This is a genomic window from Paenibacillus sp. F4, from assembly GCF_002894905.1.
GTDB lineage: Bacteria > Bacillota > Bacilli > Paenibacillales > Paenibacillaceae > Paenibacillus > Paenibacillus polymyxa_B.
Genome location: NZ_POVS01000014.1, coordinates 192147 through 215328, shown reverse-complemented (window position 1 = coordinate 215328; position 23182 = coordinate 192147). Strand labels below are relative to the sequence as shown.

General features: G+C 45.7%; 21 protein-coding genes and 1 riboswitch. Of the genes, 11 read left to right on the top strand and 10 right to left on the bottom strand.

Annotation, left to right across the window (positions count from 1 at the left end; all coding sequences use genetic code 11):
- The first annotated feature begins 69 nt into the window (after nt 1–69).
- The 4 genes from C1T21_RS16210 (at nt 70) to mmsB (ending at nt 4602) form a co-directional block, all read left to right on the top strand.
- The gene (locus C1T21_RS16210; RefSeq protein WP_103048973.1) at nt 70–402 is read left to right on the top strand and encodes a nucleoside triphosphate pyrophosphohydrolase; all 333 of its coding nucleotides are present in this window, start codon (nt 70–72) and stop codon (nt 400–402) included.
- Nucleotides 403–786: 384 nt separating this feature from the next.
- The gene (chvE, locus tag C1T21_RS16205) at nt 787–1872 is read left to right on the top strand and encodes a multiple monosaccharide ABC transporter substrate-binding protein (RefSeq protein ID WP_103048972.1); all 1086 of its coding nucleotides are present in this window, start codon (nt 787–789) and stop codon (nt 1870–1872) included.
- 32 nt (nt 1873–1904) lie between these two features.
- Nucleotides 1905–3455 (top strand): multiple monosaccharide ABC transporter ATP-binding protein, encoded by a 1551-nt coding sequence (gene mmsA, locus C1T21_RS16200; RefSeq protein ID WP_103048971.1) that lies wholly within the window; start codon nt 1905–1907, stop codon nt 3453–3455.
- Nucleotides 3439–4602, top strand: coding sequence for a multiple monosaccharide ABC transporter permease (mmsB, locus tag C1T21_RS16195; RefSeq protein WP_068938496.1), 1164 nt, complete (start codon nt 3439–3441; stop codon nt 4600–4602). Before mmsA ends, mmsB begins: the two co-directional genes overlap by 17 nt.
- Nucleotides 4603–4699: 97 nt before the next feature.
- On the opposite strand, the gene C1T21_RS16190 is transcribed toward mmsB, so the two are convergent.
- Both C1T21_RS16190 and C1T21_RS16185 read right to left on the bottom strand, forming a co-directional pair.
- On the bottom strand, nt 4700–5599 hold the full coding sequence (locus C1T21_RS16190) for a glucose 1-dehydrogenase (RefSeq protein ID WP_103048970.1): 900 nt from the start codon (nt 5597–5599) through the stop codon (nt 4700–4702).
- A 39-nt stretch (nt 5600–5638) separates the two neighbouring features.
- Entirely contained in the window at nt 5639–6337 is a 699-nt protein-coding gene (locus tag C1T21_RS16185) for an MBL fold metallo-hydrolase (protein WP_258012489.1), read from the bottom strand.
- Nucleotides 6338–6495: 158 nt separating this feature from the next.
- Between C1T21_RS16185 and C1T21_RS16180 the strand changes: the two genes are divergently transcribed.
- The gene (locus tag C1T21_RS16180; RefSeq protein ID WP_025720601.1) at nt 6496–6921 is read left to right on the top strand and encodes an Lrp/AsnC family transcriptional regulator; all 426 of its coding nucleotides are present in this window, start codon (nt 6496–6498) and stop codon (nt 6919–6921) included.
- Nucleotides 6922–6986: 65 nt separating this feature from the next.
- On the opposite strand, the gene C1T21_RS16175 is transcribed toward C1T21_RS16180, so the two are convergent.
- The gene (locus C1T21_RS16175) at nt 6987–7463 is read right to left on the bottom strand and encodes a GNAT family N-acetyltransferase (protein WP_103048969.1); all 477 of its coding nucleotides are present in this window, start codon (nt 7461–7463) and stop codon (nt 6987–6989) included.
- A gap of 133 nt (nt 7464–7596) precedes the next feature.
- Between C1T21_RS16175 and C1T21_RS16170 the strand changes: the two genes are divergently transcribed.
- Nucleotides 7597–8523 carry an EcsC family protein gene (locus tag C1T21_RS16170; protein WP_103048968.1) on the top strand — a complete coding sequence of 309 codons (927 nt, stop codon included), beginning with the start codon at nt 7597–7599 and terminating at the stop codon, nt 8521–8523.
- A 50-nt stretch (nt 8524–8573) separates the two neighbouring features.
- On the opposite strand, the gene C1T21_RS16165 is transcribed toward C1T21_RS16170, so the two are convergent.
- Both C1T21_RS16165 and C1T21_RS28040 read right to left on the bottom strand, forming a co-directional pair.
- Complete coding sequence (locus C1T21_RS16165) at nt 8574–9842, bottom strand: MFS transporter (protein ID WP_103048967.1); 1269 nt, start codon at nt 9840–9842, stop codon at nt 8574–8576.
- Between the two features lie 486 nt (nt 9843–10328).
- Entirely contained in the window at nt 10329–10736 is a 408-nt protein-coding gene (locus C1T21_RS28040; protein WP_258012488.1) for a hypothetical protein, read from the bottom strand.
- 286 nt (nt 10737–11022) lie between these two features.
- Here C1T21_RS28040 and C1T21_RS16155 point away from each other — a divergent pair, with 286 nt between their 5' ends.
- The 5 genes from C1T21_RS16155 to C1T21_RS16135 all read left to right on the top strand — a co-directional run bounded on the left by C1T21_RS16155 (nt 11023) and on the right by C1T21_RS16135 (nt 19162).
- Nucleotides 11023–12792 (top strand): acid phosphatase, encoded by a 1770-nt coding sequence (locus C1T21_RS16155; protein WP_103048966.1) that lies wholly within the window; start codon nt 11023–11025, stop codon nt 12790–12792.
- A 270-nt stretch (nt 12793–13062) separates the two neighbouring features.
- A complete protein-coding gene (locus C1T21_RS16150) occupies nt 13063–14469 on the top strand; it encodes a sucrose-specific PTS transporter subunit IIBC (RefSeq protein ID WP_103048965.1) in 1407 nt (468 codons plus the stop codon).
- An 18-nt stretch (nt 14470–14487) separates the two neighbouring features.
- Complete coding sequence (bglX, locus tag C1T21_RS16145) at nt 14488–16743, top strand: beta-glucosidase BglX (RefSeq protein WP_103048964.1); 2256 nt, start codon at nt 14488–14490, stop codon at nt 16741–16743.
- The gene (locus C1T21_RS16140) at nt 16736–18115 is read left to right on the top strand and encodes a glycoside hydrolase family 32 protein (RefSeq protein WP_103048963.1); all 1380 of its coding nucleotides are present in this window, start codon (nt 16736–16738) and stop codon (nt 18113–18115) included. The genes bglX and C1T21_RS16140 overlap by 8 nt, the downstream gene beginning before the upstream one ends.
- Nucleotides 18116–18328: 213 nt before the next feature.
- Nucleotides 18329–19162 (top strand): AraC family transcriptional regulator, encoded by an 834-nt coding sequence (locus C1T21_RS16135; RefSeq protein WP_103048962.1) that lies wholly within the window; start codon nt 18329–18331, stop codon nt 19160–19162.
- A gap of 113 nt (nt 19163–19275) precedes the next feature.
- On the opposite strand, the gene queF is transcribed toward C1T21_RS16135, so the two are convergent.
- The 5 genes from queF to C1T21_RS16110 all read right to left on the bottom strand — a co-directional run bounded on the left by queF (nt 19276) and on the right by C1T21_RS16110 (nt 23173).
- Nucleotides 19276–19773, bottom strand: a complete 498-nt coding sequence (gene queF / locus C1T21_RS16130; RefSeq protein WP_013309106.1) for a preQ(1) synthase — start codon at nt 19771–19773, stop codon at nt 19276–19278.
- 414 nt (nt 19774–20187) lie between these two features.
- Nucleotides 20188–21051 (bottom strand): 7-carboxy-7-deazaguanine synthase QueE, encoded by an 864-nt coding sequence (gene queE / locus C1T21_RS16125; protein WP_103048961.1) that lies wholly within the window; start codon nt 21049–21051, stop codon nt 20188–20190.
- Complete coding sequence (gene queD, locus C1T21_RS16120; protein WP_025720580.1) at nt 21044–21535, bottom strand: 6-carboxytetrahydropterin synthase QueD; 492 nt, start codon at nt 21533–21535, stop codon at nt 21044–21046. Before queD ends, queE begins: the two co-directional genes overlap by 8 nt.
- Nucleotides 21528–22211 (bottom strand): 7-cyano-7-deazaguanine synthase QueC, encoded by a 684-nt coding sequence (gene queC, locus C1T21_RS16115; protein ID WP_025720578.1) that lies wholly within the window; start codon nt 22209–22211, stop codon nt 21528–21530. Before queC ends, queD begins: the two co-directional genes overlap by 8 nt.
- 134 nt (nt 22212–22345) lie before the next feature.
- A riboswitch (PreQ1 riboswitch) is annotated at nt 22346–22389 on the bottom strand.
- Between the two features lie 79 nt (nt 22390–22468).
- Nucleotides 22469–23173 (bottom strand): AIM24 family protein, encoded by a 705-nt coding sequence (locus tag C1T21_RS16110; protein WP_013309110.1) that lies wholly within the window; start codon nt 23171–23173, stop codon nt 22469–22471.
- Between the last annotated feature and the right edge of the window lie 9 nt (nt 23174–23182).

Below are 23182 nucleotides of genomic sequence, written 5' to 3'. Positions count from 1 at the left end.
GAAATAATGACGAAAAGGAAGATGTTGGATTACGACTTAAAGTTCTATAACAGAAAGGGTGTATTCCATATGCCTACATACAACAAGCTGGTACGAGATCGGATTCCGCATATCATTATGTCTCAAGGCAAGGAGTGTCGGACACGCATTTTGGACCCAGAGGAATACAAGCAGGAACTGCGAACCAAGCTTCGTGAAGAAGTCGAGGAATATTTTGAAGCGCAAAAAGATCAGGATGCGCTGGAAGAGCTGGCGGATATGCTGGAAGTCATCCGGGCGCTGGCAGAAGTACATGGAGCGAATGCAGCAGAGCTGGACAAGCTGCGGGCGGACAAAGCCGAGGCACGAGGTGGCTTTCAGGAGCGGGTGTTTTTAATTGATGTAGATGAAGGTAAGAGTTAACTAAAATATTTCAAAGATAAGCACATTCAAAAGGGGAGCTTGATAACTGGAGCTACCTTTTTTTGTCTCTTTTTAAGCACCCAGTATAGCGAAAAATTATAAAGTGGAAGTTATTTTAATTTATTTACAAGCCATATGACTATTTAGTTACGAGTTTCATGTTATCTCCTCCAACTTCTACCTCCCCACACAAAGGTTAAAATTTTATAAAAAAAGTTCAAAACCAGCAAAGACCTTTCCCGGCCTGGAATGATACCATGTGTTTGCACATAAAAAAAGGAGAGGCGCTCGTTGCCTCACTTATGTAAGCGCTATCTCGTTTCAACTCTAATCAGCACTTACCTTCAAATTGACCCGCATCACATGAGGAAAGGGGAACTTCATATGAAAAAAGGAGCTGTTGTCGTATGGCTTCTGGTTTTGGCCCTGATGCTTTCGGCCTGTAATTTGGCGGAGAGTGGAACGGGCAGCAAGGAAAAAGGCTATGTGGGCATTTCCATGCCGACCAAATCGTCTGAGCGTTGGGTAGGGGACGGGGAGAATATGGTCCGGTTGTTTCAGGAGCAAGGCTATAAAACGGATTTACAGTACGCCGAGGACGTGGTGGAAAACCAAATCTCCCAAATCGAAAATATGATCACCAAGGGTGTCAATGTTATGGTGATCGCTTCGATCGATGGAAACACGCTGACGGATGTGATTCAGAAGGCACACGACCGAGGCATTCAGGTCATTTCTTACGACCGTCTGATTCGCAACACACCGTATCTGACGTATTATGCGACCTTCGATAACTTTAAGGTGGGCGTGCTACAGGCGGCATATATTGAGAAAAAGTTGGGACTCAAGGAAGGCAAAGGCCCATTCAATATCGAGCTGTTCGGTGGTTCACCGGATGATAATAACGCTTATTTCTTCTTTAATGGTGCGATGTCTATACTTAAACCGTACGTGGATTCCGGCAAACTGGTCGTGCGCAGCAAGCAGATGACGATGGCGCAGATCGCTACACTGCGGTGGGATGGAGCATTGGCCCAGTCGCGAATGGATAACCTGCTGAGTGCGTACTATTCGGGGGCCAATCTGGACGCGGTACTATCCCCGTATGACGGCATTAGCATCGGTATCATTTCATCCCTGAAAGGGGTCGGATATGGATCAGCGAACAAGCCGCTGCCGATCATTACAGGGCAGGATGCGGAGCTGGCTTCGATCAAGTCCATTGTGGCCGGGGAGCAGACGCAAACTATATTTAAGGATACCCGCAAGCTGGCTGAGCAAACGGTCGTGATGGCCAACAGCATTTTACAGGGCAAGCAAGCGGAAGTGAATGACACCGAATCCTATAACAACGGTAAAAAGGTCATTCCTGCTTACTTACTTGATCCAATCTCGGTGGATCGGACGAATGTGGAAAAGGATATTGTCGGCAGTCACTATTACACCAAAGAGCAAATCGGATTGAAATAAGAGTAAGAATCCAACCGAAAGGAGCGTATCCCATGACTGGAATCATTCTAGAAATGAAGGGAATTACCAAAACCTTTCCCGGCGTGAAGGCATTGGAAAATGTAAATCTCAAGGTCAAGGAAGGCGAAATCCATTCCCTGTGCGGTGAGAACGGTGCAGGCAAATCGACGCTGATGAAGGTACTAAGTGGTGTATATCCGCATGGAACCTATGAAGGGGATATTGTTTTCCAGGGCAAAACGTGTGAGTTCAAGGATATCAAGCAGAGCGAGGAATTGGGCATTGTCATTATCCATCAGGAGCTGGCGCTGATCCCGTATCTCTCGATTGCGGAAAATATTTATCTAGGCAACGAACGCGCCAGTGGCGGCGTGATTGATTGGAAAGAGACTTTTGTAGGGACACGCGAGCTACTGTCCAAAGTCGGTTTGAGTGAAAATCCCAATACATTAGTTACGAACATCGGGGTCGGAAAGCAACAACTAGTCGAAATTGCGAAAGCGCTCTCTAAAAAGGTAAAGCTGCTTATTCTCGATGAACCGACAGCGGCGTTAAATGAGGATGATAGTGAAAATCTGCTTAATTTGATGCTGGAATTTAAAAGACAGGGCATTTCCTGCATTCTCATCTCCCATAAGCTGAATGAGGTCGCAAAGGTGTCAGATTCGATCACGATTTTGCGGGACGGGAAGACGATTGAGACACTGGATATGAAAAAGGATGAGGTCACGGAGGATCGGATCATTAGCGGGATGGTTGGACGTGATCTGACCAGCCGTTATCCAGAGCGTCATGCCGAGATTGGCAAAGTCGTTTTGGAAGTGAAGGATTGGACGGTGTATCACGAGCACCATGCAGACCGCAAGGTACTGGATCAGGTGAATTTGAACATCCGGCGTGGTGAAATTGTCGGTATTGCCGGGCTGATGGGGGCGGGACGGACCGAGCTGGCGATGAGCATTTTTGGCAAGTCGTATGGACGCAACATTTCCGGTCAGCTGATTAAAGACGGCAAGCCGATCCAGAACAACACGGTTACGGACGCGATCAACAACGGCTTTGCCTATGTAACAGAGGATCGCAAGGAGTATGGCCTCATCCTAATGGATGATATCAAGCGTAATATTTCGCTGACTGGCCTGAACAAGCTGACGAAGGGCGCTGTCGTCAATGAGCAGGAGGAAGTCGTCATTGCAGAGGAAATGAAAAAAAGCATGAACATCAAAGCGCCGAGTATTTTACAGAAAACAGGTAATCTGAGTGGCGGCAATCAGCAGAAGGTGGTGCTGAGCAAATGGATTTTCGCCGGGCCGGATATTCTGATTCTGGATGAGCCGACACGCGGCATTGATGTGGGCGCCAAATATGAAATTTATACGATTATTCATCGACTTGCCGCTGAAGGCAAGGGAGTGCTGGTCATTTCGTCCGAGCTGCCAGAGGTACTAGGCTTGTGTGACCGGATTTATGTCATGAATGCTGGGCGGATCACTGGAGAGGTTAGCCGTGAAGACGCGTCGCAGGAAACGTTGATGAGATATATGACCAAGTCAGGAGGCGTGAAGCATGGAAACCATAACTAAACTATTTAAAAATAACATTCGCCAATATGGCATGATGATTGCGCTGGTCGTCATTATGATTTTGTTCGAGGTGCTGACGGGCGGCCTGCTGTTGAAGCCGATTAATATTACCAATCTGATTCTGCAAAACAGCTATATTCTCGTGCTGGCCATCGGGATGGTGCTGGTTATCATCACTGGACATATTGATTTGTCCGTCGGCTCCATAGCCGCTTTTGTCGGTGCGGTTGCCGCCATAATGATGGTCGATTGGCAGCTTCCAGCATGGATCGCTGTGATTGCATCTTTGCTGGTCGGGGCGTTAATCGGTGCATGGCAAGGGTTCTGGGTCGCTTATGTACGAATTCCGGCATTTATCGTTACATTGGCGGGAATGCTGCTCTTTCGCGGATTGACAATGATCGTGCTGGAAGGCCAATCTATCTCTCCATTTCCAGGGGGATTCCAGAAAATCAGTTCAGGCTTCCTGCCGGATTTTTCATCTACCGGGTATAACCTGGTATCCATCATTGTCGGCATTGCACTCACGGTATGGTTTATCGTGAACGAAATTCGTGAACGCCGTTCTCAGCTTAAATATGGATTCGAGGTTCCGTCACAGACTTTATTTGTACTCAAGTTGATTGTGGTAGCTGCTGTCATCAATTTGTTCACCTTCATGCTCGCGAGCTACGCGGGGATACCTAACATTCTCGTGCTGCTGTTCATACTGATCGTTGTATACTCCTTCGTCATGAACCGCACGATTATGGGCCGTCATGTGTATGCGTTGGGTGGAAATGAAAAGGCAGCGGGTCTGTCCGGTGTCAAAACGAAAAAAGTAACGTTCTGGGTATTCGTCAATATGGGCGTGCTGGCCGCCATTTCCGGTCTGATATTTGCTGCACGTCTGAACGCGGCTACGCCGAGAGCAGGTACGAACTTTGAGCTGGATGCCATCGCAGCTTGCTTTATCGGCGGTGCTTCGGCATCCGGCGGGATCGGAACCGTTTTTGGAGCCATTATCGGTGGTTTGGTCATGGGCGTACTGAATAACGGCATGTCTCTGATTGGTCTGGGTATTGACTGGCAGCAAGGCATCAAGGGCTTAGTACTTCTGCTGGCAGTTGCCTTCGATATTTACAACAAAAACAAAAGATCAGCTTAAGCTCAGATTTGATATCGTAAAACAAGACACCTCCAGTCCCACTTAAAATGTGGGTGCCGGAGGTGTCTTATTTATTAGGTCTTGTCAGCCAACGCAACTAATCCGTCACCATTTGTCCGCCATTGACATGCAGCGTTTGCCCTGTAATGTAGGAACCATCATCCGAAGCCAGCAGCACATAGGCGGGGGCCAATTCATAAGGCTGCCCGGCACGCTTCATCGGCGTATTGGTGCCAAAGGTGCGGATCGCTTCGGGCGACTGTGTCGCGGCATTCAGCGGAGTCCAGATCGGGCCGGGAGCAATGGCGTTCACGCGGATGCACTGATCGACCAGATTATTAGCCAGAGCGCGGGTGAAGCTGACAATGGCTCCTTTGGTAGCTGAATAGTCGATCAGATTTTTTTGACCAACATAGGCTGTAACCGATGCCGTATTGACGATGCTGGCCCCAGCCCGCATATACGGCAAGGCTTCTGTAGTCATATGGAAGAAGGAAATAATATTCGTATCAAACGTATCACGAAGCTGCTGTTCGCTGATATCCAGATACGATTCGCGCACAAACTGAACACCCAGGTTGTTAATCAGAATGTCAATCCGACCGAAGGTTTCCATCGTTTTTTGAACAACCAGACAGCAGTTGCTTTTTAGCCTTAGATCGCCCGGAATTAACAAACAACGTCTGCCGAGCTTATGAATGACATCACGGGTTTCCATAGCATCTCGATGCTCATCGAGATAGGCAATGACCACATCGGCCCCTTCCTTGGCAAAAGCCACTGCAACTGCACGACCGATGCCACTGTCCCCGCCGCTAATAATAGCCACCCGATCCTGAAGCTTTCCAGTGCCGATATACTTTGGATTATCATAAATAGGGCGTGGAACCATCAGGTATTCCAACCCCGGTTGTCTATATTGATGCTGGGGAGGAAAGGTAATCGGAACTTCTTTACATTGGGTTTCTGTACCATAATAAGGATATTGCCAATTCATTGATAATCCCTTCTTTAGGCGTTTTGAAATCCAATATATTCAAAATGGGCGCAAGCGGTGACTCAGGATTATAGCCTTATCCCGAAACCCTCGCTCCATCTGCCGGACAGCCACGATTTGTGTATAAGGGGCGTGTAGTGCTACCGTCGTTACATCCTGGGCAGTCATAATAATGGGATCACCTACTGTAAACCGCGCTCCTCCAGCGTTCACGATCGTCCAGTCAGGACGGTATTTATCCAGTGCTTCCGCGACTTCACTGCACCAGATCGTATCCCCGGCCAAATAGACGACAGGTTCACCTGGTGCCTGAAACACAAAGCCGGATACGGGTCCCATCTGTTCCCCGATTTCTCCGGTTCCGTGATGTCCGGTAGTACGGATGATCTCAATTTCTCCCACGGAGCCAGCCACCGAAATCGGAGTAACCTGTGTAAAACCATCAGCAGTGATTTGTTCTTCATTTCCGGGCTGACAGAAGACGGGAATTTGTTTGTCCAACCAGCGTACTGCTGCCGGGTCCCAATGATCGGGATGCAAATGTGTGACGATCACAACATCAGGCTGTCCGAGTGCCTGCCATTGCGGCGGCAAGGGAACCAGCGGATTACGGCGGGCATTTTCCGTATTGGGAACCGGCGGATTTGCGCCAGCATCACTCAACATCGGATCAATCAGAAATTTTACTCCAGCGTATTTGATCCATAAGGTTGCGTTGCGGATTAGTGTGATTTTCATCTATGGAAGCTCCTTTGGTAGTGAATGTTTTTGGACCGAGTGTATTTTCGGTGGTTCTTTGTTTCTGTTACAATCATATCTGACGCAAGGAGCTACAGGCTACGGCCTGCTGAAAGGAAAACCAGCATTATCGTTTCATCATGAAAGGAAAAATAACTATGGAACTATTCGTACCTGATGACACCGATCTGCGCATTCTTCATCATTTAATTGAAGACAGCTCTTTATCGCACAAGGAGATCGGTCAGCTTGTTCACTTGACGGGCCAAGCAGTAGGAGCGCGTGTTCGAAAAATGCAGGATGCGGGCATTATCGAGGGCTATACGCTGCGCTGGAACCCTGAGAAAATTGGACAGACGATTCATGCCTTTATTACGGTTTTTTTGAATTCAGGAACAACTCACAGTGCTTTCCAGGCTTTTGCACGGGAGCATCCCTATATTGTCGAAATCCATCGAGTGAGTGGGGAAGGCTGTTATTGGATGCGCTTGCGCATGTCATCACAGGCAGAGTTAAATACCATGCTGGATGAGCTTACGAAGTTTGGTAATTACAAATTGAGTTTTTCCATTGGTGAGATTTAACGATAAAAGCTTTCGGCGTTTGTGCCGAAAGCTTTTTTATTTGGGCGAGGGCTATGAGGTCAACGTTATAGGCTCATTTTAAAAATATGCTGCAATCCGTGTTGTCCCATTTTAGTGTTGCCTTCATCGATAAAGCCGCATTTGCGATACAGACTTTGGGCAGGCAGATTACGGGCATTGACGCCCAGTACAATCTCGCGAATATGTGGGAAGTGTCTGGCGATGAACTGTGGTAGTAGAAGCAGCCCTTTCTTAGCGAATCCTTGTCCCTGATCTGCGTAATGAATAGAGAACGCGCGCAGCAGCAGTGCCTCAGAAGTATTCGTATAGTCCGCTAATTCATCCCCATCGTATAAAATGAAAAATCCAACGGGTCTTCTAGTAGCCGTAATCACGACAGGATGGCGGTGCGGATCTTCCTTGGCCAGTGTCAGCAATTCATCCGGCATTCCAGTAAACTGCTTCTGCTCCTCAGGCAAGTAGAAGGTATGTAAAATGGCATCATGCCCACAATGGTAAGGGACAAGCTCTACATTATTCATCATTACACTCCGATCTGTACGAATTGTTAACTTACTATATCATCTAGTTTGCTAAAAAAAGAAACCTGAACTCGCCTTGCTTACGTATTACCCATACATAAACTAGCATAGTCAAAAGGAGACGTCTACGGTTATGAAGCAGCTTACAGAATATCGGGAAAGCCAGGACGTATTGCGTCATGAGCTGAAGAATATTGAAAAATGGGAAAAGGAACAGAAGGACATTTTTTTCTGGGAAAAAATCGGCAGATGGCCTTTTATGTTGCTGGATCGGCTGACGCCCAAAGTCATTAAAGACAAGCTGGAGCAGCTGCTTAACGAGATGGGTAGCTTCATTCAGAACGGCGGCAAATATTTGGTGAAGGAAGAAACGGTTCTGAACAGGCTGAAAAAGACGGCCCATGAACATGTCATTCAGCAAAATGGTGCAGATTTCGCTTCGGATACGCAGGACCTGCCTCGTGCCGGGGAAAGCGCTGATTCGGAACATAGTGCCGCACCTACGTGGGAGTTGAAGCAGGCGGCTGAGCTCCCGCTAACAGTCATGGATCGGACTGCTGACGATATGACGTCGGGTCGCATTACCTTTGCTACTGCTCAGGGAGCAACAACGGGGATTGGCGGTGTGTTTACGATTGCGGCGGATATTCCTCTTTTGCTCGGCTTGTCACTCAAAGTGCTTCAGGAAATAGCCTTGTGCTATGGCTTTAATCCCCATGATAAGCAAGAACGCATTTTTATTATTAAATGTATGCAATTCGCTTCATCTGATATTGTGGGTAAAAAGGCTGTTTTAGAGGAGCTGGCTTTGTTTGATGATCCTTCACGTCAGGCACAGGTTTTTTCCCAGATGCAGGGATGGAGAGAGGTCATTAACACCTATCGTGATCAGTTTGGATGGAAAAAGCTGCTTCAAATGGTCCCGATTGCGGGTATTTTGTTTGGCTCCATTGCGAATCGAAGCGCTATTAGTGACGTAGCTGAAGCAGGGAAAATGCTGTATCGGAAGCGTCGGATTTTAATGCGTTTGGCAGAAGTAGAGAGTGAGGAATCACGTTAGTTGGCTATAAAGGTGTGCAGCGGCCAAGATGGCCGCCACACGTTTGCCTATTACACTTCGGCTCCATTTTCTTCCGCCCAGCGGTTCAGGGTTTTATCTGGAGGAAGCAGGAAGGTTAAGATGCCGAGCAGTGGCAAAAAGCCGCACAGGAACATGATGTGAGTGATGCCTACTTTGTCGATCCAGTTGCCGAGCACGAGTGCGCCCACACCACCAAGTCCGAAAGCGAGGCCCGTAATGAGACCGGACACGGTCCCGATTTTGCCGGGCACGAGCATCTGTGCATATACGACTGTAACCGAAAAGCTAGACAGCATAATAAATCCGATAATTGCCAGCAGGATCGCCGTCCAGAATTGGTTGGCATAAGGTAGTGCCAGCGCGAGTGGTGCAGCTAATACCATGGACAGAAAAATCATGTTGCGTTTACCAAAACGGTCCGCGAGCGGACCACCAAAGAAGGTGCCCAGCGCTCCAGCCCCGAGGAACAGGAAGATGTAAAGCTGTGCATCAGCCAATGGCATTTTAAATACTTCCATCAGGTAAAACGAATAGTAGCTTCCGACCGAGGTCGAGTACCACGAACGGACGAATACCAGTAGAATGAGGACAATCATGGCAAACATAACGCGGTTACGCACTTCGGGCTTCATGCGGCGTGCCACCGCTTTTTTGCGTGCAATGCCTTCTGTACGCAGGACGTTACCGTACCAGCGGGCGATGAACGATTGCACCACAATTCCCGCTGCCGCAATACCTGTGAACCAGATCGCACCGAATTGTCCCAACGGGATAAAAATCCAGCTCGTGAGCATCGGTGCCAGCGATTGGCCCGCATTGCCGCCAACTTGAAAAATGGATTGTGCTAAGCCCCGACGTGATCCTGCCGCCATATGGGATACGCGCGAGCCTTCAGGGTGAAAGGCAGCTGAGCCCAGACCCACAAAGATGACTGCGATCAGCACCGCTTTATAATCGGCAGCATAGGCGAGCAGCAGCATGCCAGTTAGCGTAAAGCCCATTCCAATGGGAAGGATAGCTGGCGTAGGTCGTTTGTCCGAAAACAAGCCAATCACGGGCTGCATGATTGAAGCTGTAAAATTGATTGCGAATGAAATCCAGCCGATCTGCGTGTAGCTCAGGCTCATAGATTCCTTTAAGATTGGAAAGATCGCTGGAATGACCGATTGAATCGAGTCATTGAACAGATGGACGAAACTGATCGCAATCAGAATCGCAAAAACGGTGCCTTTCACTTGCGGCCCCGGGAGGGGGAGCGATTGGCCCGTTTCATTTTTTGTAGCAGATTTACTAGTCATGGCAACCTCCGAATATGTATGTATATTTTAAGATATAGGAAGCGATCCGTTTGCAGCAAATGGCTGAAAGTGGGATAAAGCCCCACTTTACTCATTGCTGCTTGCCCATTCTGCTGGATACTCTTTATTGCACGATACTTTAATTCACGATAGATTATCTTGCTCTGAGTGCATTATATCTATTATAAGGTATCCTTTACTTCTCATTTTACTCGCTAATATGCATGAATGAGTTCAACTCATCTTCAGGAATTATTAGATTTCCACAGTAGACCATGTTGGAGTGAAATTCCCACGATCCATATGCCACCAAATGGTTATAATCCTTAACTCTTTTAATTAATGCCCAAATACCAAGATTACTTTGTGCGTTTGCATCCAGGAAAATCCAATCCTTGTATTGAAATAGTTGAGGCTCTCCAAACATATGAAATGAATCCAAATAGCCTGCTCCATCACGCGGTGGAATTTCATTACATACATCTTTTAATAATAGAACTTCCTCCACTCTAACATTGATCCAAGCTCTTTCTCATTTTTGGATATGATGTCTTCAAATCTACATTTAATAAACGCAGAGAAGTTGATCTCATCAGGATGCTCATCCCAACCATTAAAATTTGAATAAGCAGGTCTGAATAAAGTCCAAAAGGTTTCTCCAACAGACATATGAAAAGGAAAATATACTTGTACTTTTTTTGAGTCACCTTTTGCCGGGGGTTTCAATGCTCTTTCCCATATTTCAGTATTTAGATCTGGAGTATCATGCTTGAAATCTGCCCAGTCCATAGCATCTTCGATGGCCACAATCTCAAAATTTTTGTCTTTTAATAGGGGTTTATCTGGTACCTGTTTACACGATCCACACTTGAAAGCAATAGTTTCCTCGCTCATAAGACGACCTACCTTAATTAAATTTTATGGTCCACTACTCCAACTATATTGATCATAAGCACATATCAACATGGCAAAAGTATTACAAACACAATAAAACTTTTTCTATATTAAGTGTTGTTGATATTCTTTTACATATAAATAAGCAAGAAGAATTTAACAAAACTAAGCTCTTGATTTAACAAACTTAAGATATGATTCTTTATGTCATACATCTTGTTATATAGATAATAGCTTCGTAGTGAAAGTACGAAGAGCACAAGAGAAGAGAGGATCTGATTTGAGAATGAAATCGCTAAGGAAACCACTATCAGTTGCATTACTATCTATACCATTACTTCTAGGTTCCCTAGGTGGAAGTTATGCGAGTGCGGCAACCCTACCAACAACGGTAACTCCAACAGAATCGTCGTGGGGATATTTCGTAGATCATTATAAAAATAATAGTTCTGTAAATAAGACGGAAAGCTCTAATCCGACCCTCGGGTTGCTCTCCGAATTTAATAAGCTTTGGACTCCCGGCGCTACCTGGGATACAGGTACCAAGCTAAACAGCAGCGTGCTGGACGCTAATATTCAAAAAGTGATTGATATAGCTGCCCGGCGCACTTCCAGTGAGGCCGATGCGGCTTATTTGGATGATCGCAGAAACCAGAGCTACAGTGTGATCGACGGTCTGGGTTCGCTCACTGATGTATATCGAAAGAATGCAGGTGCCACGACAACGATCAACGACATTCCGGCAGATGCCCTGACTAAGAAATACGAAGATGAGGGAACGAATGCTGGGAGTACAAGCTCCAATCTCGGCAACATCGTAAATCTGGTAAATACCTTGCGCGGGGAATACTCTACGACGAACCCGGCTAAGTCTTACTTTAGCTATCCTCGCCCGTTTCGCTGGAGCGATAACTCAGTGGTTGTTCCGAGCCTTATTCCCGCTCTCAAAGCTGATGCTACTAGCGATGGCGGCTTTCCTAGCGGTCATACCAATGCTGCGTATCTCAGTTCTATTGCTATGGCCTATGCCGTGCCGGAGCGTTATCAGGAACTGCTGACACGAGCTTCGGAGCTGGGCAATAACCGTGTTGTTGCCGGTATGCACTCACCGCTTGATGTTATGGGAGGACGTGTCATGGCAACGGCCATGGCTGCTGCTATCCTGTCTGATCCAGCCAATAGCAGTTTGAAGAAAGCAGCTTATCAGGATGCTCGCAAACAACTGCTGTCCCAAAAAGGTTCAACTCCAGATCGGTTCAGCAATTATGCCACAAACAAAAAAAATTATAATCAACGATTAACATACGGATTCAGTCAGGTTAATCCAACTACGATGCCAATGACAGTGCCTAAGGGAGCTGAGGTACTATTGGAGACACGCTTGCCTTACCTGGATAGCACACAACGTCGTTGGGTTTTGGCTACTACAGGGATTCCTTCCGGCTATCCCGTACTTGATGATGCTGAGGGATGGGGACGATTGAACCTGTTTTCCGCCGCGGATGGCTACGGTGCTTTCGCCAATAATGTGACGGTGAATATGGACGCTTCCAAAGGCGGTTTCAATGCATTGGATCGCTGGCGCAACAATATCTCTGGTGTTGGAAAGCTGACTAAAAAGGGAACAGGTACGTTGAAGCTAATGGGCAACAATACGTATTCCGGCGGTACACAGATCGAAAAAGGTACTTTGGAGGGAACTTCGGAAACGGCTTTCGGAAGTGGTGGAATTACGAATAACGGGGGAACTCTTCTTAAAAATACTTCTGGAAAGCTGATTATTGGCGGAAATTACAGACAATCTGCCAAGGGAACACTTGAGCTTAACCTGCGCAGTAAAAATGATGTGCTCAAAATGAAGGGAACAGCCATACTTAACGGAAAATTACGTCTGAATTTTTCTAACAAATATGTACCGGCTAATGGTGCTACGATCTTAACTTATGGTAAACGGAATGGAGCATTTTCTTCGATTGAAACAGTAGGTTTACCAATCAATTATAAAGTGAAGGTTATCTATACAGCTGACAGTGCTCAGTTGAAAGTCACTAAGTAAAACATAATTAGCTCGCTATACAACAATTGAAGTGCACCTTTAAAATACATGGGGATAAACCAGAAGGTTATTCCAGTGTGTATTCTAGGGGTGCACTTTATTGTTTCATCATAATTAATCAAGGATATAAAAAGGTCAAAATTTGACCTTAATGTAGTAAAATAATCCCGCTGTTTGAAAGCGCAGTCATGATATTCTTAAGAAGCATATTTGATCAAAGTTTTAAAGGATTCAGACTAACTAAGAGGAACAGAGGAAAGGAAGAGACTGATGAGTCTTGAAAAAGAATACGTTAAAATAGCCCAAGATGTCATTAAAGGGCTTGGCGGAGAAGACAATATTATTTCCATGGCACATTGTGCCACACGGCTGAGGCTGATTGTAAAAGATAGAGAAATTATTGATGATGAATTTATTGAGAATATTGATAAGGCCAAGGGCGTTTTCTTTACCTCTGGGCAATATCAAATCATTTTTGGAACCGGTACTGTAAATAAAGTATACGATGCCATGGTTGGCCAAAGCATATCTGCTACATCAAAGGCCGACTTGAAAGAAATGGCCTCCACCCAAGATGATAATCGGTTCAAAAGAATGATCCGAGTTTTCGGGGACGTATTCGTTCCGATTATGCCCGCATTGGTAGCTACAGGATTATTTATGGGAGTTAGAGGCTTGGTAACTCAGCCTGCACTGCTCCAGTTATTTGGACTTACACCTGATCATATTTCTGCGAATTTCATATTGTTTACGCAAATATTGACCGATACGGCTTTTGCATTTTTACCCGTGTTGGTATGTTGGTCGGCATTCCGGGTGTTTGGTGGATCGCCACTATTGGGGATTTTGATTGGACTAATGTTAGTGAGTCCTTCGTTGCCTACATCCTGGGATGTCGCCCAAAAAGTTCAGGAACCACTAGTGTTTTTCGGATTCATTAAAATTGCAGGCTATCAGGGCTCGGTTCTGCCTGCCTTTATAATAGGTGTCGTGGGGGCGATGCTGGAGAAGAAAATCAGGAAGTCAGTCCCCGATGCATTGGACTTAATTCTAACACCGTTTTTGACATTATTAATCACACTGGTACTGGGATTGTTCGTGATCGGTCCTATTTTTCACGAGGTGGAAGCTTTAATATTAATGGCTGTTACCGCCATTTTGAAATTACCATACGGCATCGGCGGATTTATTTACGGTGGCATCAATCAGATTATTGTAGTTACCGGACTGCACCATGCCTTAAACCTGATTGAAATACAGATGCTAGTGGGCAGTGGTTGGAATATGGTAAACCCGATCAGTTCAGCATCGATTTGCGCACAAGCGGGTGCTGCGCTGGCTGTCGGTCTAAAATCCAAAAATGTAAAAACCAAATCCATTGCTTATCCTTCTACCTTGTCTGCGTTATTGGGTATTACAGAACCCGCTATCTTTGGGGTGAACATTCGATATGGCAAACCGTTCTTGATGGGCTTGATTGGCGGAGCGGTTGGCGGTTTCTTCGCACGTATATTTAATGTTCAAGCAACGGGCATGTCAATCACAGCCCTACCGGGAATGTTATTGTATCTGAACAATCAGATATTCATATATATCTTAGTTTGTGTAATCGGCTTTGCTGTGGCATTTGCACTAACGTGGATCTTTGGGTTTAAAGAAAAAACAGATCACAAATAAAATGATGTGGGGAGAATCATGGACAACAACACACTGCTTAAGAAATTGGACAGCCTTTCAATAGAAGAGAAAATAGGCCAGCTCATCCAACTGACCGGTGATTTCTTTGAAGGGGATATAGACACTGTTGTGACAGGGCCTTTAAAAAAATTAGGGTTAAACGCCGGCTACAATATATATAACACAGGCTCCATATTGAACATCACTAATCCAGAAAAAATTATCCAACTGCAAACGGATTATTTGGAAAAATCGATTCATAAAATTCCGCTGTTGTTCATGGCAGATATTATCTATGGGTATCGAACCATCTTCCCGATTCCGATTGCACAAGCATGTAGTTGGAATTATGAGGGTATAGAACATGCAGGTTCGATTGCTGCCCAGGAATGTTACGACGAAGGTGTTCACGTGACCTTTTCCCCCATGGTAGATATCGTTAGAGATCCCCGTTGGGGGCGGGTGATGGAATCACCTGGAGAGGATACTTTGCTAGCGAAGAAATATGCTGAAAGCATGGTTCAGGGGATCCAGGGGAGAAACTTGGAAGGAATCATACCAGCGAATAAAATTGCCGCTTGCGTCAAGCATTTTGCCGCTTATGGGGCACCTGTCGCTGGACGTGAGTATAACGCCGTGGATATGTCGGAGCACACGCTGCGAGAATATTATTTGCCAGGTTATCAAGCTGCAATCGAAGCGGGGGCAAAGCTTGTTATGACGGCCTTTAATACCCTGAATGGCGTCCCTGCGACAGGAAACGAGTGGCTTAACCGCGACGTGCTAAGACGAGAAATGAATTTTAATGGTGTGTTGATCTCGGATTACGCCGCTATAGAAGAACTGATCATGCACGGTTACGCCGAAGATGAGGCTTCCGCCGCAAGGCTGGCATTGTTGGCTGGTGTTGATGTGGATATGAAGACAGCAGTATACGCCAATCAATTGGAGAAAGTAGTATCTGATAACGAGCATATGCTGGAGCTGTTGAATGAAGCGGTATACCGTATTTTAAAGCTGAAAAATGATTTGGGGCTGTTTGAGGACCCGTTCCGTGGATTACAGGAAACCGTTCAGCGGTCGAGAAACAGCGTTCTGTCAGATGAACATAAAAAAGCCGCGCTGTCCTTGGCTGAAGAATCCGTAGTCTTACTGAAAAATGAAAATCAACTGCTGCCATTGTCTAAACATACCAAAGTAGCTTTAATCGGTCCTTACGCAGATGAAAACTCCACTCTGGGCATGTGGGCCATTAAGGGGGATGAGGCGGATACCGTCAATTTGAAAATGGGATTATTAATGCATGTTGATCCCGACAATCTCTCGGTTTGCAAAGGGGCGCACATGCTCCCCGCCAATGCGAGAGAAGCCCTTGGCAAATATGCGGACAAGCTGTCTGCTGAAACAGTCGATGAGGAGGCCCTGCTGCGCGAAGCGATTCGGAATGCTAACGAAGCGGATGTCATTGTCCTCGCCTTGGGAGAAAGTATTTATCAGAGCGGAGAAGGGGGATCGCGAACGAACCCGACGCTTCCTAAGCCGCAATTGAAACTGCTCCATGAATTAAGTTTACTGGGCAAAAAGATGGTTCTGATCGTTTATAGCGGAAGACCTTTGATTCTTACCGAAGTAGCCGGAAAAGTTGACGCTATTGTTCAAGCCTGGTATCCAGGAACGATGGGCGGAGAAGCACTGGCCAATATACTGTATGGGGAAGTCAATCCATCGGGGAAATTAGCCATGACCTTTCCACGAAGCGTTGGACAAATTCCGATATCCTACAATGAGTTGAATACAGGAAGACCGAATTTAAAGGAAAATGGTTCTTATCGGTTTGCGTCTCGATATATTGATGAAGTGAATGAACCCTTGTATCCGTTTGGCTATGGTAAATCCTATACCTCATTTGAATACAGCCTATTAACAATTAGCCAAAAAGAAATGAAAAAAAATGAGTCAGTTGATATCTGTATTTCTGTCACCAACACTGGAATTTATGATGGAAAGGAAACGATCCAATTATACATTCGCGATAAATTTGCAAGTGTTGCAAGACCAGTGAAAGAATTAAAAGACTTTAAAAAAGTTTTTTTTCAAAGTGGCGAGACCCAAAATGTCGAATTCTCAATTCATGAAGAGATGCTTAAATTTTATGATCGTGAAATGCAATACAAAAGTGAACCCGGCGAATTTGATATTTATATCGGGTCAAGCTCGCAGGAAATTTTGCTGAGTTTTAGTTTTGTTTTTTTACCGGAGGATGAGCATGAATAAAAGCGACGCGTATAACCTGAAATATCATATTACTCCTCCTTACGGTTTGCTCAATGACCCTAATGGACTTGCCTATTTCAATCATCAATATCATGTGTTCTATCAGTGGAATCCAAAAGGAACTGAGCATAAAAATAAATGCTGGGGCCATGTTGTTTCCAGCGATCTGGTGCACTGGCAAAGGAAAAGTGTCGCGCTGGAGCCTTCGGAATGGTATGACAAGGATGGCATCTATTCGGGCGGGGGCATTGTTCATAATGAAAAGCTGTATCTGTTTTATACAGGAAATGTAATCCGAGATGATGGAGTAAAAGAAAGCTATCAATGCGCCGCGATTTCGGAGGATGGCGAGTATTTCCAAAAAATCGGTCCTTTGTTTGAGCATCCCCAAGGTTATACCAGGCATGTTCGAGATCCGAAAGTATGGAGAGACCAACACGGAAACTGGTGGTTGATTGTTGGTGCACAGAGAGAAGATTTGACTGGAGATACACTTATCTATAAATCTAAAAATTTGTCCGATTGGGAATGCCAAGGATCATTTGTTGATCACGATCATCAATTTGGATATATGTGGGAATGTCCAGATGTACTTCATTTTGCGGAAAATGATGTTTTTGTTTTCTCTCCTCAGGGTTTACCGGAGAGAGGCGAATATTATAAAAATCCTAATCAATCTGGGTATATTGTTGGAAAATTATCGAATACAGGCAAATTCAACGGGGACCTTTCCGATTTTAAAGAGCTTGATCGAGGATTTGATTTTTACGCGCCACAATCATTCAAAGTTAATGACAGAACCATTATGTTCGGATGGATGAGCGCCATGAATGAAGAAGCGGAGAGGGCTGTCCCGACCATTCAGGAGGGCTGGATTCATGCATTGACACTTCCTAGAGAAGTGGTATTAATGAACGGTGTGTTGTACCAGAAACCATTGCCGGAATTACAATTGTTAAGACTGGATGGCATGCATTACAAAGGGAAAATTCAAAAAAGTGGTGAGTGGCTACTGCCTTCTGCACAAGCGGAGTTAATTGTTCATTTTTCCTTACTCACAGAAAACTTTAAAATGATCATAAGGGATGCTGTGCAAATTGACTATGATCAGGAACAAAACAGTCTGACAGTTTGGAGAACAAACTGGTTGACTGGCGAGAGAGAGTACAGAAAAGCAACGTTAAGTAATAAGCTTGCAGAAATGCAAATATTCATTGAAAGCTCAAGCCTGGAGATCTTTGTGAACGAGGGTGAAGAAGTGTTTTCCCTGCGTTATTTCATAGAAGATGCAGAGCAACGCAACGTATTGCTTGAGGCAGGAGACAATGTAGGTGAAGTTAGAATGTATCAGTTGCAGGAATGCGTAGGGTAACATTTTTTGCTTGCAGAGTTGCAAGCAGGTAAAGGAAGGCTGTTCATTATCCCGTTTGCGGGAAGAACTGCCTTCTTTTTTATTTTGTCCGTTGAATAGATTCTGCTTGTCCGCGCATTTTACTATCGGTATAGTATGAGTATTAGTATAAGATTTTATCGCTTAATATAGAATACAGATGGATCACTCATGGCTGGCTGATGAGGTGTGGTGATGAAAAAAATATATGAACATATCGAAATAGACAGAAAAAAAATGATTAACCTTTTTATGTTCCAATCCAGAGATACAGAAAGAGTCATTCCTATGCATTTTCACAGCAATATGGAGTTGATCTACTGTACAAGTGGAAGTCTAAAGGTGTGGCATGAAGGAAAAATAACTATTTTGATGGAAAAGGATGCGCTATTCATTAACAGCAATGTTCCGCATTCCACGCAGAGCATTACGGAGAACCAAGTCATTGTGCTGCAATTTCCAGACACTTTCTTTGCCAATGAACAAGTAATCATACAGTTAAACACGCAAGAGAAACAAGTTGAAGATACTATAATCTCTAAATTAAGAGGATTGTTTATGGATATATATGATCTACATATTTCCAAAGGCAAATACGACTACATTTTAGAGCAAAGCCGAATTATTGAACTGAAATATTTGCTTGTCAATCATTTTAGCCAGGCAACAGACATTCCACCGGAAGTATTTAGTGAAAAGCAACGAAAGATAAAGACAATCATGGACTTTATTAAAGAGCATTATACTGAAAATATTAGCCTAGCCAAAACGGCCCGTATCTGTGGTTATTCGGAGGCTTATTTGTCGCGAATGTTTCATGAATATACAGGCCAGACGTTTACTGAATATAAGCAAATTCTTTGTTTGGAGAAGGCGATTGATTTACTGGATTCAACCAATAAGTCACTTACAGAAATTTCTTACGAGGTCGGGTTTCCAAACGAGAAGTCATTCAGAAAAGCTTTTAGAGAAGTTATGGGTAAAACACCTTATGAATATAAAAAATCAAGATTTGATCTGGATGTGTAACGCCACGAGTATGCACAGCATCCTTTCAGTACAACCAAGGGGCTGTCCCTGAGTCATTTGATGACTTTAGGACAACCCCTTGGTATTTACGCTATGTTAGGAGAGTTATTAGCTTAACGGTTATCGATCTTTTCTGGGTACATATCATGGTTCATCATACGGTGCTCCGCTATCTGTTCATACTTCGTTCCTGGCTTGCCGTAGTTGGTATACGGATCGATAGAGATGCCGCCGCGTGGCGTGAATTTGCCCCATACTTCAATGTAGCGAGGGTCCATCAGCTTAATCAAGTCATTCATGATGATATTGACGCAGTCTTCATGGAAATCGCCGTGGTTACGGAAGCTGAACAGGTACAGCTTAAGGGATTTGCTTTCTACCATTTTAATATCAGGAATGTAGCTGATGTAGATGGTTGCAAAATCAGGCTGTCCTGTAATCGGGCACAGGCTGGTGAACTCCGGGCAATTGAACTTTACAAAATAATCCCGATACGGATGTTTATTATCAAAGCTTTCGAGAATGGCGGGATCATAGGCAAACGTGTATTGTGTGCCTTGATTGCCAAGTAGGGTAACGTCGGTCATTTCTTCGGGTGTTCTTCCGGTCATTGGATGGGGCTCCTTAAGTTTAGTTTGGTTTGGTAAAAGAGATAGAGAGTTATGGTGGTGGGGAGGTCGCTCCGCGAAGGATTTGAGCTTCCGATCGCTGTTGAAATGGGATTCTTTCTGATAGTTGAAAGATGTATAGGTTAGAATCCCATTTCAAAGGCGAACGCTAACGCTTCTCCAGCTTCAAATCCTCCGCTCCGCTGCCGACCGCCGTCACCACCTTAAAGTCCCTATTCTTTTACATATAGGTTGGGATAGAAGTGAATAATACTCGCTCCTATATAAAAGGAGCGTTGTGAGAAACCCCGTCCTCGGACGAGGGTTTCTCTTGTTTTGTAACTTGGATGTCGAAGGTGTACTTCGACTATCTTGTGTATCACATACAGCTCATACGGCATATATTACATATAAGTGTTATACGCCGCGTTTGTTGCCCCATACGAGGGTGTGGAGCTGTGGGAGTACTCTTACGTCGTTTAGTTGGGAATCGTCCATGACACGGTCGATAAGCCATTCATAACGATGGAGTAGGGACTCCGCAATCTGTCCGTTGTTCTCCGTGTTCACATCTGGATTACCCGTCTGGAGGAACAGCGGTACGTGTGGATAGCGCTCGTGAACGGTGCGGGCGTAGGCAAGATCGGTGTCATCGAAGATGACGACCTTCAAGCTGCAAGCTCCGGTATAGAGCCGCGCAGATTCATTAGCGGGTTCCTTCAAGCCTGTTGCGGTTGGGACGTTGGACGTAGCTCGGGGTTCACGAGCCATCTTCCGGTTCGATAGACGGGCGACGATATCATCCAGCACGCCCCAGTTGGTCGTCATACCCGAGCTGGGCGGCTTCGGAGATAGGGTCACCTCGTCGATATCGTACAGCCATTCCTGCCAGCGGGAGCCTTGTGTTTCGACAGCGGTGGCAATGCCTTGACTGCGCAGCAGGGTGATTAGCTCCCCAAGCTGCGGTAGCAGGGCAGGATTGCCTCCAGAAAGAGTCACATGCGAAAACCGTTCGCCACCGATGGCCTTCAGCTCCTGCCAAATGTCTGAGGCACTCAGACGACGGATCTGATCCTTGGCGCTGCCGTCCCAGGTAAAGGCGGAGTCACACCACGAGCAACGGTAATCGCAGCCTGCGGTACGAACAAACATCGTTTTACGACCAATGACCATACCTTCGCCCTGAACGGTGGGACCAAACACCTCCAGTACGGGAATAGGGGCTATTTGGGTCCCGTGGGAGGCTGTCATGGGTTGGTGAGAAGTCACAGTATTACTCATCGAGCATCCACTCCCGTCGGAACTCGGCGTAGCTGGTAGGTGTCTCGAACAACCGTACAAACTCGGTACGTCCACCTTCGACACGGTTGCAGTATGCATCCGAGGTTAAGGCTGACTCCATTTGTTCAAAGATCCAGACGACCATATTTTCCGCCGTTGTATTCATTGGAGGAAGCGTCTCATTCAAGTAACGGTGATCCAGAAAAGGCTCAATCCGCTCTTTCCAGATCGTTTTGATGTCACCAAAATCCAGCGTTAGACCCGTTTCGCCCGGTATACCGCTTATGCCAAACACGACGATATAGGTATGACCGTGCAGATTTTTGCATTTGCCTTCGTAGCAGTGCAAATGATGTGCGGCATCGAACGTAAATTGTTTGCTGACCAGTACACGTTTGCGGTGATAACGCAGCTGAGAGTGCTCAATGTCTGTCCCGAACTGCTGGAGCTTGTCGACAATACGAAAGGTACCTGGCTCACGCATGACCTTCAACTCCTTGGGATGAAGCTCCGCGCACTGCGAGATACTGCTCGAGTCCGGCACGGCGAAGTTTGCAAGCAGGGCATTCGCCACAGCCGTCGCCAATGACGCCGTTATAGCACGTTAGTGTACGTGTTCTTACAAATTCAAAAGCTTTCAGCTCATCGGCCATATGCCAGGTTTCGGCCTTGTTCAACCACATGAGCGGGGTATGAATCACAAAGGGATAGTCCATCGAAAGGTTCAGTGTGACGTTCAGCGATTTGATAAAGGAATCCCGGCAATCGGGATAGCCGCTGAAATCCGTCTCACATACGCCTGTAATGATGTGGCGCGCTCCTTTTTGCTTGGCGAGAACTCCCGCGAAGCTCAGGAACAGAAGGTTGCGACCGTCTACAAAGGTGCTAGGCAGTTCGCCTTCCTGTTGTGTAATGTCAATGTCGGTGCGTGTGAGGGCATTAGGGGCTAGTTGATTAAGCAGGCTCATATCCAGTACCGTTTGCGGAACACCTAGTTCACGGGCGATTCCAGCGGCTACTTCGATTTCCTGCTTGTGGCGTTGACCGTAATCGAACGTCACGGTTTCTACTTCAGCAAAATGTTTTTTTGCCCAAAATAAACAGGTTGTGCTGTCTTGGCCGCCGCTGAATACGACGACTGCTTTTTCGTTTGCAAACATAAAAAAACCTCTCGATCTTCTTGGAATGGTGCAAGACACGGAGTCTTGTCACTTGGAAGAAGGAGAGTTCTTGAACCGACTTCAACAAAAAACAGGCCTTGCCCCGCGAATTCATTTTTCTTGCGGAGGACAAAGCATCGTTAGTTTTTTATAGAGGGAGTTCGCGAACCTCTCCCATGCATGACACATGGATTTTCTTCATTAGTATCTGCCACGAGGACAGACGACGTTAGCATTGTCATTATAGCATGGCAGGGCTATTTGATAAACACTCCACCAAATGGAATGACTTCCCGTAAAAATCGCTTGATCACGCCATCGTCGTTCATATCCTGTTGGAGCCGCCGATGATGTTCCCCGGCATGAAATAGTACGGTACCCTGTCCGGTCATTTTAAAATGATAATTCATATGTTGGCTGGCCAGATGGTTGCCGTACACGGTCAACTCCAGTTTGGCGTTTTCGGGATAGGCAATGACGCTGCTCGCATCCACATAGATCGGCTCTGTTGGATGAAGCTGTTCTTGACATACCAATCCCTGCGTCAAAAGGCCGATTTGACCCACACCATCAAATTTCATTTTTATAACATCGCGGCTAAACAACATGTTTTTCATGCTTAGCAGCTTAGTCCGCATTTGAATACCGGAGCTGTACCAGAACAGGTTGCGAAAATCGTATAACAGATCATCGCTTCCTTCAAGCTTAATCATTTTTAGACTAAAGCCAGGTGGAAGTGCGGCAATTAGGCGACAAGCTCCTGTGAAATCGGCCTGAATCAGTTTGTGTTTGCGATACATGCCCTTAATATTCATCAGTTTATCACTGCGGCCTGAGCTGGGTCCGCGGTATGCGATGATTTGCTGCGGATGCAGAACGTGCAGCTTTTCTCCTTCTGCCAGATCGAGCGTTACGACCGAACCGACGCTTTCATCATGGTGTTGTCCTGCTTGTATGTCCATTCAGACCTT